The following is a 13,262-nucleotide window of genomic DNA, read 5'->3' as shown; positions in this document are numbered from 1 at the left end:
GGGGGCCTCCTTCACCACAGGGACGTGTCGGAGGCGCGCTTGGCGATCTGGTTCGCCAGCACGAGGAATCCGAAGTTGATGACGGTGTTGAACAGGCCGATGGCCGTCGAGTAGCTGAACTGGCTGCTCAGGATGCCGATCTTGTAGGTGTAGGTCGAGATGACCTCGGAGACCGGCAGGTTGAGCGTGTTCTGCATGAGGAACACCTTCTCGAAGCCCGTGTTGAGCACGCCGCCCATGTTGAGGATCAGCAGGATGACCATCGTCGGCACCAGCGCGGGGATGTCCACGTGGCGGATGATCTGCAGCTTCGAGGCGCCGTCGATCTTCGCCGCCTCGTACAGGTGCGTGGACACGCCCGCGAGGGCCGCGAGATAGATGATCGAGTTCCAGCCCGTGTGCTGCCAGACCTCGCTGATCACGTACATCGGCACGAACGTCGAGGTCGATCCCAGGAAGTTCACGCCGTCGATCCCGAAGAACGCGAGGACGCGGGTGATGAGGCCGCTGGTGGGGGAGAGGAACACCTGCAGCATGCCGACGATCACGACGATCGAGATGAAGTGCGGCAGGTACGTGATCGTCTGGACGGCGCGCTTGATGCGGCTGCGGAGGATCTGGTTGATCACCAGCGCCAGGAAGATCGGGGTGATGAAGCCCAGCACCAGCGTCGCCATCGAGATGACCACGGTGTTGCGCATGAGGTCCCAGAACAGCGGGGACTCGAAGAACTGGATGAAGTACTTCAGCCCCACCCATTTGCCGCCGGTGAGCCCGGCGGAGAAGTCGAACTCGCGGAACGCCAGCTGGATCCCGTACATCGGCACGTACGCGAACACGATGACGAAGCCGAGCGCGGGGGCGAGCATCGCCCACAGCTGCCAGTAGCGGGCCACGTGCCGGCGCAGCCGCGCGCCCCGGCCGGGGGCGGGCGCGGGCGGCGCGGCGGTGTCGGGCGCCGGGGCGGGGGTGTCGGTGCGGACGCTCATGGCGATCCCTCCTGCCGGGTCATGGCGACTCAGCCCTTCGAGGCCATGTAGTCGTCGTAGTACTTCTGCATGGTGGCGATGTTCTGGTCGACCCCGGACTCCTGGCAGGTGGCGACGTAGGCGTCCCACTCCTCGTCGATGCTGCTGCCGCCGGTGATCCACTCCGCGAACTTGGTCATCGTGGTGTTCATGAGGGTGGTGTTGACCAGGGACATGGCGTTGAGATCCTCGGCGCTCATCTTGATGAACAGGCCGGGGTAGACGTCCTTGTCGAGGTCCATGTTGTCGATGCCCTCCTGCAGCGGCACCGACTCGTCGATGGCCTCCTGCAGGTCGGCGGGCAGCTCGACCTCGATGTCGTCGCGGATCCACACCGGGCCGTTGTCGGCGAGGGTGGAGGTCCACTTCCAGGTGGACGGGTCGGTGCCGTCGGCCGCGGGCAGGACCTTGTACGAGGAGTCGCCGGTCTTCTCGATGTTGGGGCCGATGTCCCCGAAGAGCACCTGGATCGACATGTCCTGGTCGTAGAAGGCGTTGATGGCCTTCAGGGCCGCCTCCTTGTTCTTCGACGTCGCCGAGAGCACCACCTGGTTGCCGGGGAAGTTCTCGCCGTACTGGTCGTAGGACCAGGTCACGGGGTCGGACTGGTCGGCGGACATCTTCAGCACGGGCATCGCCTCGTACTGCTCGGCGATGTCGGGGCCGAAGCGATCCGAGCGGGTCCAGCCCCAGGTGAAGCCGACGGTCGCCGTGCCGTCGCCGGGGCCGCGGCCCACGGACTGGTAGGCCGAGTAGTCCTGGGTCATGACCTCGCCGGAGATCAGGCCGGCGGCCTGGCAGCGGGCCAGGAAGGCGACGACCTCCTTGTAGCGCTCGTCCATCATGAAGTTGCCGACCGTGCCGTCCTGGAGGAAGTAGCCCTGGCCTCCGCCGCCGCTGATGGGCAGGCCGGTCGAGCCCAGCAGGAGGATGGCCTGGAAGTACCCGAAGCCGCCGGTGCCCACGGGGCTCCAGTCCATCGGGATGACCGCCTGGCCGGTGCCGGTGGGATCGCCGTCCTTGAAGGCGACCAGCACGTCGAACAGCTCGTCCCAGGTGGTGGGCATCTGCAGGCCCAGGGCGTCCAGCCACTGGCGGTTGATGTACTGGTGCTGGACGGTCGGCGGCCAGAAGCGCTTGTAGCCGGGGATCGAGTAGATCTCCCCGCCGGCCTGGGTGGCCAGCGCCTTCAGCTCGGGCTTCGCCTCGAACATGGCCTGCACGTTGGGCAGGGACGGGAGGTCCTCGGTGAGGTCCTGGAAGAGCGTGCCGTAGGTGGCGAGGTCCGAGTCGTTGATGGCCTGGGTGCCGACGATGAGGTCGGGGACGTCGCCGGCGGCGAGCATGGTCGACTTCTTCTGGTCCCAGTCGGCGGAGACCTCCTCCCAGACGATGGGGATGCCGGCGGCCTCCTCGAGCTGCTTCGTCCAGGCCATCTCGGCCATCGGCTTGGTCAGGGCGTGCTTGGTCACGAGGATCCGCAGCTCGCCCTCCTTCGAGCTGGCGTTGCCGCCGCCGCAGGCGGCCAGGCCGAGGGTGCTGCCGACGGCCGCGGTCGCGGCGAGGCCGCCGAGGACGCCGCGGCGGCTGGGGCGGAACCGGGCAGGGATGGGTGCGGTGAAGGACATCGTCGTCTCCTGTGGGGTGGGCCGTCTGCGGCCGATGGGTGCTGAGGCGGGAGCCTCGGTCTGCGGGATGATCTGCGGTGATGCTGTCCTGCAAGGGGTGGCGCCGGGTCGGCGCCGGGTGCTGCGGGTCGGTCGGGACCGGTGGGGCGGGGCGGGTTCGGCCCGCCCCGCCGGTCCCGGCGGGCTGTCAGGCCGGCGGCGGGGTGCCGCCGCCGGCGAGGCGGTCAGTCGGCGGTGGGGATCCAGATGCGCATCGCGCCGGGGCCCCGGTTGCCCCAGGTCGCGAAGGGGACGGCGGTGACGGTGGCGGACTCGACGGCCGCGCCGTCGGCCGGGGCCGAGGTGCTGCGGATCAGCGGCCCCCGGTCGGCGTGGACCTGCACGGGGATGCGCAGGGCCGGGGCGCCGGGAGCCGCCGCCCGGGTCTCGCCCTCGCCGGTCTCGGCGGCGGACTGCGCCCGGGCGTCGGCGGGGGCCTCCTGGACCTGCGCGCCGCGCGCGACGGCGACGTCGTCGACCTCGAGGCCGTGGGGCATGTCGACCTGCTCGAGGCAGTAGACGATCGGCCCGCGCTCGAGGGCGAGGCAGCCGCGGGTGGCGTCGACCCGCGGGTGGTTCGCGGTCCAGCGGGGGGTCATGTCCAGGCTGATGCGGGCCGAGCGCGCCTCGGCGGCCTCGAGCTCCACGTACTCCCCGGTGACCTCCTGCGATCGGCCGTCGTCCGTGGTGACCTGTGCGGTGCCCGCCCAGCCGGGGATGCGCACGGCGATCCGGGCCCCGGGGACGAGCTCGCCGTCCAGGCGCAGGTGGACGGTGCCCTCGGCGGGGTACCGGGTGTCCACGTGCAGCGTGCCCGAGCCGATCTGCGCGGGCAGGTCGATCTGCGCCGCGGCCAGCTGCAGCACCTCGAGCGCGGGGCCCTCGCCGTCGCGGGCGGGGCGCACGGCGGCGACGTAGCTGCTGATCTGCGCGACCAGGCGGGCGATGTTCGGCGGGCAGCAGGCGCAGGAGTACCACTCCTGGCGCTCGGCCGGGGCGTTCTCCTCGGAGAAGCGGTCGGGGCGGCGCTGCATGGGGTTGGAGTAGAAGAACCGGCGCCCGCTCCCATCCACGGAGGCGGCGAGCGCGTTGTGGATCTCGCGCTCGATGACGTCGGCGTGGCGGGGGTCGTGCTCGGCGAGGCTCAGGCGCCAGGTCCAGTGGAGATCGGCGATGGTCGCGCAGGTCTCGGCGTAGGCGCGGTCGCTGGGCAGCTCGTAGTCGTTGCCGAAGGACTCGTCGCGATGGCGGGAGCCGAAGGCGCCCGAGAGGTACATCTTGCGCTCGTGGACGCGGTCCCACTGCTCGCGCATCACCGCGGCGAGGGACTCCTCCCCGGTCTCCAGCACGAGGTCGGTGACGCCGGCGTTGAGGTACAGCTGGCGCACGGCGTGGCCGATGGGGTCCACCGCCTCGCGCACCGGCAGATGGTCCTGGAAGTAGTGGTGGCCGAAGCCCTCGTTCGGGAGCAGGTCGCGGCCGCGCTGGTCCACGAAGTGCTGGGCCAGGCGCAGGAACCGCTCCTGGCCGGTGTGGCGGTACAGCTCCACCAGGGCGGTCTCGATCTCGGGGTGGCCGTCGATCCCGTCCTCGCGGCCGGGGCCGAAGCGGCGGTCCAGCAGATCGACCATGCGGATGGCGGCCTCGAGCAGGTCGGAGCGGCCGGCTGCGCGGTCCAGGGCGATGGCGGCCTGCAGCCAGTGGCCCAGCACGTACATCTCGTGGACCCAGTGCAGCTCGGCGAACTTCTTCTCGGGGTGCACGCCCTGGATCCAGGTGTGGAGGTAGCCGGAGGGCTCCTGCACCCGCTGGACCAGGTCGATCATCTCGTCGAGCCAGGCGTCGTGCGCGGAGGTCCCGCTGCGGCCGATCTCCCAGGCCACCGCCTCGATGACCTTGAACAGATCCGAGTCGGCGAAGACGAAGCCGCGGTGCGGGGCGCCGGACTCGCCGATCACGCGGCGGAAGTTGTCGATCACGCCGGAGGTCTCCAGCTGGGCGATGCAGTGCGGGATCGTCGCGGCGGCGTTGAGCTCCTGCCAGGCGCCGAGCGCCCCGGCCGGATCCAGGCGGACGGAGCGCAGATCCAGCGGCAGCCGGCGCTGCTCGGGGCGTGCGGCGCGCGGCACGGCAGGGGCGACGCGGGGTGCGGCGGCGGTCGCCGGGGCGGCGGCGGGCGCGGGGGCTGCTTCGGGCAGAGCGGTCAACGGTGACTCCTCGTGTCGTGGACGCCGTCATCCTGGGCCATCCGATTAAGCGTTGTCAATAGTGGACACAACGATGGAATGGCCGACGAGGGGTCGGTGACGTCCTGGTGCTGCGTCGGTGCGCCGTCAGCCGAGGGTCGAGACGCGGACGATCAGCCGAGGGCCGAGGCGCGGACGATCAGCCGAGGGTCGAGGCGCGGACGATCAGTCGCGGGGGAGCGGAGACCCGCACGGCCGGGGCCGTCGACCCCTCCAGGCGCGCGACGAGCAGCTCGACCGCGAGCTCGGCCATCTGCTGCACGCCGGGGTCGACGCTGGTCAGCGGCGGGCTGGTGAAGGCGACCTCCACCGTGTCGTCGAAGCCGGTGATCGCGACGTCCTCGGGCACGCGCAGCCCGGCGCGGGAGATGGCGCGCAGCGCGCCGACCGCGACCGCGTCGTTGACGCAGACGGCCGCGTCGAAGCGGGTGCCCGAGCGCAGCAGGCCCACCATCGCGTCCAGGCCGGAGCCCCGGCGGTCCCAGTCCGCGCCCTCGATGAGCAGGTCCGGGTCGACGTCGAGCCCGAACTCGGCCAGGGCCCTCCGGTATCCGGTGAAGCGTGGCGAGCCCGGGTCGGGGATCCACGGGTCCGCGACGTAGGCGACGCGCCGCCGCCCCTGCTCGAGGACATGGCGGACGGCCGCCCGCATGCCCTCCTCCTCGCCCATCACGACGCAGTCGATGCCCTCGGTGGGCGCGCTGCCGACCTGCACGACCGGCAGGCCCGGCGCCTCCCCGAGCATCTCGGCGGAGAGGAAGTGGGGGCACACGAGCATGCCGTCGACGTCGCGGGTGGTGCGGCCCAGGACGGCGTCCCGCTCCGCCTCGGCGTCATGGGCCAGGCGCAGCGTGGTGGTCATGCCCCGCTCCTCGAGGGCGAGGATCAGCGTCTGCGCCATGTAGGCGAAGTAGGGGTTGTACAGGTACGGGACCATGATGGCGATGCGCCCCGAGCTGCCGGCGGCCAGGCCCCGCGCCGCGGCGGAGGGCACGTAGCCCAGCTCGTCGGCGGCCTGCCGGACGGCGGCGCGGGTCGCCTCCGAGACGCGGATCGTCCCGCCGCTGCGCGCCCCGCGAAGCACATGGGAGGCGGTGGCGGTGGAGACGCGCGCCCGGGCGGCGACGTCGGCGAGCCTCACCCGAGCCATGGCGCCTCCTCGGGTCCTCGGTCCGCCGCGACGGCGGGATCGGGAGCGGGGCTCGGGCCGGAGCCGGAGCCGGGCCCGAGGTCGGGGTCGATCCCGGCGGCGCCGCCGACGGCGCCCGTCGGGCCGATGCCGCCCAGCCCCAGCGTCGACTCGCGGCGCAGGATCCGCGCGCGCAGCACGATGCGCCGGGCCGGGGAGCGGTCGCCGTCCAGCCGGGCCCGGACCTGCTCCACCACGTGCCGGGCCAGGGACGGCAGCCCGAGATCGATGGTGGTCAGGGTGGGGGTGGTGAACTGGCCGTCGTCGATGTTGCCGTGGCCGGTGACGGCGATGCGGCCGGGCACGGCGATGCCCCGCTCGTGCAGCAGGGACAGCGCGCCGATGGCCAGCTCGTCCTCGGCGCAGACCAGGGCGTCGGAGGCCGGGGCCGCGGCCAGGGCCTGTGCGGCCAGCTCGCGCCCCGCGGCGCGGTCGGCGGTGTGCGAGGGGCGCAGCACGGGGGCGTCGGCGAAGGCGCGGGAGAGGGCGCGGGTGAAGCCGTCGGCCGCACCGGCCTCGCGGCCCAGGATCACCACCCGGGAGCGGCCGACGGTGCGCAGGTGGTGGTGGACGGCCCGGGCCGACGCGTCGGAGTCGGTGTCGACGCTGTCCAGGGAGGCAGCGGCGGCGCCGTCGCGCGGCGTGCGGGAACCGCCGGTCGCGCCGGCTGCGTCTCCGGCGGGCTCGTCGGCCGCGTCTCGGGCGGGCCCATCGGCCGCCTCTTCCGGGGGCGCATCGGCCCAGGCCGGCTCGAGGGATTCGGCGGCGCGCACCAGCACGACGGGGTGCGCGGGGTCCAGGGAGGCGGGGTCGATCCCGGCGGGCAGGGCGCCCACGTGCACGACCGCGTCGAAGGAGGCGCCGCAGGCGTCCAGCGTGCGGCGCACCCGCTCGGCGCGGCCGTGGGACGGTTCGATCGCCACCCGCAGCCCCTGGCGCTCGGCCTCGCTCACCAGGGCCTGGGCGAGGTGCGAGGCGGAGGAGGTGCGCAGGTCGGGGACCGACAGGGCGATCAGCCCGGTCCGCCCCGTGCGCAGGGACCGGGCGTGGGTGTTGGGGCGCCAGCCGAGCTCGGCGATGGCGCGCTCGACCTTCTCGCGGACCTCGGCGCTGGTGTTCGGGTGCCCGTTGACCACGCGGCTGACCGATTTCAGCGAGACGCCTGCGCGGGAGGCGACCTCCTTCATCGTCGGCACGTGGCCCTCCTGACCTGCCGCGTGCCGTTCCTGACCGCGGGTCTCTCGCGGGAGGATACCGCGAGAGACCCGCCGGAGGTGATTCGGGGCGTCAGGATCCGGTGACCACGGCGCGGCGACGGAAGCCGAGCAGGGCCAGGACCAGCAGGACCACCACCACGGCCGCCATGGCGAGCGCGCCGCCGGCCGCGGGATCCTCCGTGTAGGGCGCGGCCACCCAGTGGAACGGCGAGATGCCCAGCGCCCACTCCGGGAGGTCCAGCAGGACGCCGAACATGCCGGTCACGAAGGTCGCCGCGACGAGCAGCCAGCTCAGGCCCGCCCAGCGCGGCGCCCAGCCGTACAGCGCCGCCGCGAGCGCCCCGAAGACGAGGGTGGCCGGGGCCTGCGTGGCGAGCACGCCCAGGTGGTCGGCGAGGCTCGGCTCCTGGAGGCCGACGGCCACCGTGCCCAGCCACAGCGCGGCGATCGACAGGGCCAGCAGCCCCAGCGAGCCGCCCAGGGCCAGCACCAGCTGCGCGCCCAGCCAGCGGCCGCGCCCGACGGGGCCGGCGAGGGTGAGCTCGAGGGTGCCGGCGGACTCCTCGCCGCGCGGGCCGCCCTGGGCGGCGACGATCCCGTAGACCGCCGCGCACAGCGCGATGAAGAGCATCATCACGCCGAGGAACGCGCTGCTCATGCCCGTCGGGTCGGTGCCGAACAGGGCGCCGAGGGCGGCGTTCCCGGCGACGAGATCCGCGGCCATGTCCTCGAGCATGCTCATGAGCGTGCCGGTGGCGAACCACATCAGTCCCATGCCCACGGCGCACCAGGCGAGCACGCCGCGCTGCTGGCGCCAGGCCAGGGCCAGCGGTCCGCGCAGACCCTGCGGCGCCCGCGCCGGTCCCGGGCGGGCGGCGAGCAGCCCCTGGCCGAGGTCTCGCCGCGCGGCGAGCGCATCGGCCGCGAGCACCAGCACGAGCCCGAGCGCCGGGGCCAGCAGGATCGGCCACCAGCGCAGGTCGACGTAGGCGCGCATCTGCTGCGCCCAGGCGATGGGGGAGAACCACGACAGGGCGGAGCCCTCGAGGCGGATCATGTCCCCGGCCGCGCGCACCGCGATCGCGAGGCCGAGCGCGGCCAGGGACAGCCCGAGCGCGCCGCGACCGGTCGCGGCGAGCTGGCCGGTGACCAGGGCGACGGCGCCGAAGACCAGGGCGACCAGGGCGCTGCCGCCGGTCAGGGCGAGGGCGTCGGGCAGGGAGCGCTCGTCGGCGGCGGCGAAGGTCGCCAGCGCGCACAGCGCCGTGATCACGGCCAGGTGCAGGGCCAGGGTGGTCAGCGCGGCGGCGGCGGGGGCGAGGCGGCCGATGGCCCCGGCGCGGACGAGCTCGGCCCGGCCGCTCTCCTCCTCCGCGCGGGAGTGGCGCACCATGTGCAGGATCGCCATCAGCGAGAGCGCGCCGACCATCCACAGGGTGCCCTCGTTGGCGACGGCGACCATCGGCGTGTAGTGGTCCACCCCGTAGCCGGGGCCGCCCATGACGATCCCGGCGGGGGTGCGCATGACCTGGGCGCGGGCGGCCAGGGCGGGGGCGTCGAAGACGGTGCTCAGGGCGACGGAGAAGTAGGCGATGAAGGCGGTCATCGAGGCGGCCCACACGCTCATCCGCACGCGGTCGCGGCGCAGGATGAAGCGGACCAGCTGCCCCGTCCCGGCCAGGGCGCCGCTCATCGCGCGGCCTCGCTCTCGAGCGCGGCGAGGTCGTCGCCGTAGTGGCGCATGAACAGGTCCTCGAGCGAGGGCGGCGTGGCGGCGAGGGTGACCACGCCGGCGCCGGTCAGCGCGGGCAGCACCGCGCCCATGGCGGCGTCGTCCACGTCGACGGTCACGCGGGTGCCCTCGGCGGTGTCCTCGGTGCGGGGGTCGTGGACGCCGTCCTGCGCGAGGACGGCGGCGGGGTCCCCCGTCACCACCGCGGTCACCCGGGTGCGGGTGAGGTGGCGCAGGTCCGCGAGGGTGCCGGCCTCGACGACGCGGCCCCCGCGGATGATGGTGACCGTGTCGCAGAGCTTCTCGACCTCGGAGAGGATGTGGCTGCTGAGCAGGACGGATCGGCCCTGATCGCGCAACGCGCGCACCTCGTCGGTGAACACGGCCTCCATCAGCGGGTCCAGCCCCGAGGTCGGTTCGTCCAGGACGTACAGCTCGGCGTCGGAGGCCAGCGCCGCCACCAGGGCGACCTTCTGCCGGTTGCCCTTGGAGTAGGTGCGGGCCTTCTTGCGCGGGTCCAGCTCGAAGCGCTCAATGAGCTCGTCGCGCCGGCGCCGGTCCGCCGTGCCGCGCAGGCGGCCCAGGTAGTCGATGATCTCCCCGCCGGTCAGTCCCGGCCACAGCGCGACGTCGCCGGGGACGTAGGCGAGGCGGCGGTGCAGGGGGACGGCATCGGCCCAGGGGTCCCCGCCGAAGAGGCGGACGCTCCCGGAGTCGGCGCGCAGCAGCCCCAGCAGCACGCGGATGGTGGTGGACTTCCCGGCGCCGTTGGGGCCGAGGAAGCCGCGGACCTCGCCGGGGGCGACGGACAGGTCCAGCTGGTCGAGGGCGGTGGTGCGGCCGAAGGTCTTGGTCAGGCCGCGGATGTCGATGACGCTCATGGTGGTCTCCTGGAGGACGGTGGGGGCGCCGGGGGTCACGGCTCCGGCGCGGGCTCGGGGCGGCCCTCCGGCGGGTCGGAGAGGTAGAGCAGGTACTCCTCGAGGATGCTGCCGTCGGTGAAGAAGCCCTGCGTGTACAGCTCGAGCATGGGCGGGGTGATCTCGTGGTGCATGCGGTCCAGCAGGGCGGCGGGATCCTCGCGCCCGGAGCCGTCGGCGAGCATCGTGGACAGCAGCACCGCGCCGAGTCCGCTGATCGTGAGGTAGCGGGCGCGGGCGCGCTCGTCGCGGGAGGGGCGGGCGATGCCGCGCTCGACGGCCAGGGCGATGTAGCGCTCGGCGTCCTCGACCATGTGGTCCAGGAACGCGCGGGCGGTGGGGCCGCCGCTGCGCACCGACTGGAGGATGTAGCGGATCAGCAGCGCCTGCTCCTGGTCTCCCGGGGCGTGGCTGAGGAAGGAGCGCTGCGCGGCGTCGCGCACGTTCTGCTCCTTGATCTCCACGATCCGCGCGAGGATCTCCGCGTCGCAGGCCTCGCGCAGGCCGGCCTTGGATCCGAAGCGCTTGACCAGCAGGGCGGCGCTGACCCCGGCGTCCTCCGCGATGGCGCGCAGGGTCGCGGCCTCGCCGTCGAGGGCGAAGCGCGCGATCGCCGCCTGCAGGATCGGATGCGCGTCCGATGCCTCCGGTGCCATGGCGTCCTCCTCCGAACGGGGCCCACGGCGTGAACACGTGTTCACGCCTCTGGGGATGATCGTAAACGCGTGTTCACGCCCTGGCAAGCGGGAGCTCCCGGGCGGGGTCGGGGGAGGGGTGAGGGGGTCGATGATTGATTCGAATCGACGCCGCGACCTGCGAACTCGCCCCGTCCTCTTGCGTCCGGCGCCGGAAGCGCCCATGATGGGTCCGGATCCGGCTGACGGGCGCGCATGCCGATGCCGACGCGCAGCACCGACGTCCGGACCGACACCCCCATCACCGACACGACCCGCCTGAGCGTCGACATCATCGATTCGAATCGACACGCCAGGCTTCCGACCCTCGCGACCGACCGACCCTCGGCGACCCGACACGAGAGCAGGACACCGATGTCTCGCACCCCCACCCTCACCCGCCGCGCGCTCGGCGCCCTCGCGGCCCCGGGCCTGCTGGCCCTGTCCGGCTGCGGGGGCGGCTCCGCCCCCACCGACCCCACCGACCTGCGCATCGTCGACTACTACAGCACCCCCGCGGACGACGAGGCGATCGAGTCGACCTTCGCCGCCTGCGCCGAGCAGCTGAGCCTGACCTTCCGCCGCGAGAAGGTCCCCGGCGACCAGCTCATCGCGAAGGTCCTCCAGATGGGCTCCTCGCGGACGATGCCGGACATCCTCATGCTCGACAACCCCGACCTCCAGCAGGTCGCGGCCTCCGGCGCCCTGGTCCCGCTCGAGGACCACGGCATCTCCACCGACGGGTTCACCGACCAGGTCGCGGAGCTGGGCCGCTACGAGGGCACGCTCTACGGCGTCGCGCCCACCGTCAACACCATCGCCCTGTTCTGCAACACCGCCCTGCTCGAGGCCGCCGGGGTCGCCCCGCCCACCACCTGGGACGAGCTGCGCGAGGCCGCCCGCGCCCTCACCGGCGACGGGGTCTACGGCCTGGCCTTCTCCGCCATCGCCACCTACGAGGGGACCTGGCAGTTCCTGCCGTTCATGTGGTCCAACGGCGGGGACGAGACCGCGATCGCCGAGCCCGGCACCACCGAGGCCTCGGCCCTCTGGGCGGAGTTCGTCGCCGAGGGCACCGCCTCGCGCGGCGTCGTCAACTGGGGCCAGGGAGACGTCATGGACCAGTTCAAGGCCGGCAGCGCCGCCATGGTCGTCAACGGCCCCTGGAACATCGCCGGGCTGAAGGCCGACGTCCCCGACCTGCCCTGGGAGGTCGTGACCATCCCCGTGCCGACCGCCGGCGACGACTCCGTGGCCCCGCTGGGCGGAGAGGTGTGGACCGTCCCCGTCACCGGCGACGAGGAGAAGCAGAAGAACGCCGCCGCGCTGCTGAAGCTGTTCCTGTCCCCGCAGAACCAGCTGGCCATGGGCACCGCCCGCGGCACCATCCCCGGCGACGCGGCCGCCGCCGAGGAGTTCGCCGCCGCCAGCCCCGACCTGTCCACCTTCGTCCAGCAGGTCGCCACCGCCCGCTCCCGCACCGCGCAGCTGGGGCCCGACTGGCCGCGCACCGCCAAGGCGATCTACACCGCCAACCAGCAGGTCCTCGTCGACGGCACCGACCCGGCCCGCGCCTTCGCCGAGGCCGCCCGGACCGTGGACTGAGGAAGGAGAGACCATGACCACCACCGCATCCACCGCCCCCGGCGCCCCGGCCCCGGTCGCGACCGAGGGGCCCGCCCCCGCCCGCCGGCGCCGCCGCGGCGCCGACCAGGCGCTCGTGCGCTACCTGTTCGTCGCGCCCGCCGCCGTGTACGTCCTGGCCTTCTTCGGCTACCCGATCGTGAAGAACCTCGTGATGGGCTTCCAGGCCTACGACTTCACGACCTTCTTCACCGGGCACGCGCCGTTCATCGGCCTGGAGAACTACACCGCCACCCTCACCGACCCCATCTTCCTGCGGGCCCTGCGCAACACCGGCCTGTTCACCATCGGCTCGATCATCGGCCAGTTCGTGATCGGCATGGGCCTGTCGCTGTACTTCCGGCGCCGCTTCCCGCTGTCCGGGGCGCTGCGCTCGATGCTGCTGCTGCCGTGGCTGCTGCCGATGATCGCCTCCGCCGCCGTGTGGCGCTGGATCCTCGAGCAGGACCACGGCGTCCTGAACCGGGTGCTGACGGGCATCGGCCTGATCCAGGAGCCCATCGGCTGGCTCACCACCTCCGACACGGCGCTGATCTCCGTGATCATGGTGAACATCTGGCTGGGCATCCCCTTCAACGTGGCCCTGCTCTACAGCGGGCTGCAGGCGATCCCCGAGGAGCTGTACGAGGCCGGCCAGCTCGACGGCGCCACCGGATGGAAGTCCTTCTGGCACATCACGCTGCCGATGCTGCGCCCCGTGGTCGGCGTGGTCCTGCTGCTGGGGGTCATCTACACCATCAAGGTGCTTGACCTGATCCTGGGCCTGACCGGCGGCGGGCCCGCGAACGCCACCCAGACCCTGGCCACCCGCTCCTACGAGATGTCCTTCATCGAGTTCGACTTCGGCCGCGGCGCGGCGCTGAGCAACATCCTCATCGTCATCGCCCTCCTGTTCACCGTCGTCCACCTGCGCGCGGGAGCCCGCGCCGCCGAGAAGGGATGAGC

10 protein-coding genes are annotated in these 13,262 nt (G+C 72.9%); 2 read left to right on the top strand and 8 right to left on the bottom strand.

Annotated elements, in window-relative coordinates; translation table 11 throughout:
• Nucleotides 1-11: 11 nt before the first annotated feature.
• The 8 genes from ABD234_RS17065 to ABD234_RS17030 form a co-directional block, all read right to left on the bottom strand.
• Nucleotides 12-989 (bottom strand): ABC transporter permease, encoded by a 978-nt coding sequence (locus tag ABD234_RS17065; protein WP_344358792.1) that lies wholly within the window; start codon nt 987-989, stop codon nt 12-14.
• A gap of 29 nt (nt 990-1,018) precedes the next feature.
• Nucleotides 1,019-2,656 carry a type 2 periplasmic-binding domain-containing protein gene (locus ABD234_RS17060; protein ID WP_344358789.1) on the bottom strand — a complete coding sequence of 546 codons (1,638 nt, stop codon included), beginning with the start codon at nt 2,654-2,656 and terminating at the stop codon, nt 1,019-1,021.
• A 224-nt stretch (nt 2,657-2,880) separates the two neighbouring features.
• Nucleotides 2,881-4,902 (bottom strand): glycoside hydrolase family 127 protein, encoded by a 2,022-nt coding sequence (locus ABD234_RS17055; protein WP_344358786.1) that lies wholly within the window; start codon nt 4,900-4,902, stop codon nt 2,881-2,883.
• 178 nt (nt 4,903-5,080) lie between these two features.
• On the bottom strand, nt 5,081-6,091 hold the full coding sequence (locus ABD234_RS17050; RefSeq protein WP_344358783.1) for a LacI family DNA-binding transcriptional regulator: 1,011 nt from the start codon (nt 6,089-6,091) through the stop codon (nt 5,081-5,083).
• A complete protein-coding gene (locus tag ABD234_RS17045) occupies nt 6,079-7,317 on the bottom strand; it encodes a LacI family DNA-binding transcriptional regulator (RefSeq protein ID WP_344359001.1) in 1,239 nt (412 codons plus the stop codon). Before ABD234_RS17045 ends, ABD234_RS17050 begins: the two co-directional genes overlap by 13 nt.
• A 100-nt stretch (nt 7,318-7,417) precedes the next feature.
• Entirely contained in the window at nt 7,418-9,040 is a 1,623-nt protein-coding gene (locus ABD234_RS17040; RefSeq protein WP_344358781.1) for an ABC transporter permease, read from the bottom strand.
• On the bottom strand, nt 9,037-9,960 hold the full coding sequence (locus ABD234_RS17035; RefSeq protein ID WP_344358779.1) for an ABC transporter ATP-binding protein: 924 nt from the start codon (nt 9,958-9,960) through the stop codon (nt 9,037-9,039). The genes ABD234_RS17040 and ABD234_RS17035 overlap by 4 nt, the downstream gene beginning before the upstream one ends.
• 35 nt (nt 9,961-9,995) lie before the next feature.
• Nucleotides 9,996-10,655, bottom strand: coding sequence for a TetR/AcrR family transcriptional regulator (locus ABD234_RS17030; protein WP_344358776.1), 660 nt, complete (start codon nt 10,653-10,655; stop codon nt 9,996-9,998).
• A gap of 393 nt (nt 10,656-11,048) precedes the next feature.
• Here ABD234_RS17030 and ABD234_RS17025 point away from each other — a divergent pair, with 393 nt between their 5' ends.
• Together ABD234_RS17025 and ABD234_RS17020 are read left to right on the top strand one after the other, a co-directional pair.
• Complete coding sequence (locus tag ABD234_RS17025) at nt 11,049-12,278, top strand: ABC transporter substrate-binding protein (RefSeq protein ID WP_344358773.1); 1,230 nt, start codon at nt 11,049-11,051, stop codon at nt 12,276-12,278.
• 13 nt (nt 12,279-12,291) lie between these two features.
• A complete protein-coding gene (locus tag ABD234_RS17020) occupies nt 12,292-13,260 on the top strand; it encodes a carbohydrate ABC transporter permease (protein ID WP_344358770.1) in 969 nt (322 codons plus the stop codon).
• Nucleotides 13,261-13,262: the final 2 nt, after the last annotated feature.

The sequence above is a fragment of the Brachybacterium phenoliresistens genome, from assembly GCF_039530785.1.
In the GTDB taxonomy this organism is placed as follows: Bacteria; Actinomycetota; Actinomycetes; order Actinomycetales; family Dermabacteraceae; genus Brachybacterium; species Brachybacterium phenoliresistens.
This window is presented reverse-complemented; position numbering and strand designations above follow the sequence as displayed.

Bases quoted from the DNA above. Each gene is read 5' to 3' on its own strand.
- ABD234_RS17035 (WP_344358779.1), bottom strand. From the start codon at position 9,960: ATGAGCGTCATCGACATCCGCGGCCTGACCAAGACCTTCGGCCGCACC.
- ABD234_RS17060 (WP_344358789.1), bottom strand. From the start codon at position 2,656: ATGTCCTTCACCGCACCCATCCCTGCCCGGTTCCGCCCCAGCCGCCGC.
- ABD234_RS17040 (WP_344358781.1), bottom strand. From the start codon at position 9,040: ATGAGCGGCGCCCTGGCCGGGACGGGGCAGCTGGTCCGCTTCATCCTG.
- ABD234_RS17065 (WP_344358792.1), bottom strand. From the start codon at position 989: ATGAGCGTCCGCACCGACACCCCCGCCCCGGCGCCCGACACCGCCGCG.
- ABD234_RS17050 (WP_344358783.1), bottom strand. From the start codon at position 6,091: ATGGCTCGGGTGAGGCTCGCCGACGTCGCCGCCCGGGCGCGCGTCTCC.
- ABD234_RS17020 (WP_344358770.1), top strand. From the start codon at position 12,292: ATGACCACCACCGCATCCACCGCCCCCGGCGCCCCGGCCCCGGTCGCG.
- ABD234_RS17025 (WP_344358773.1), top strand. From the start codon at position 11,049: ATGTCTCGCACCCCCACCCTCACCCGCCGCGCGCTCGGCGCCCTCGCG.
- ABD234_RS17045 (WP_344359001.1), bottom strand. From the start codon at position 7,317: ATGAAGGAGGTCGCCTCCCGCGCAGGCGTCTCGCTGAAATCGGTCAGC.
- ABD234_RS17030 (WP_344358776.1), bottom strand. From the start codon at position 10,655: ATGGCACCGGAGGCATCGGACGCGCATCCGATCCTGCAGGCGGCGATC.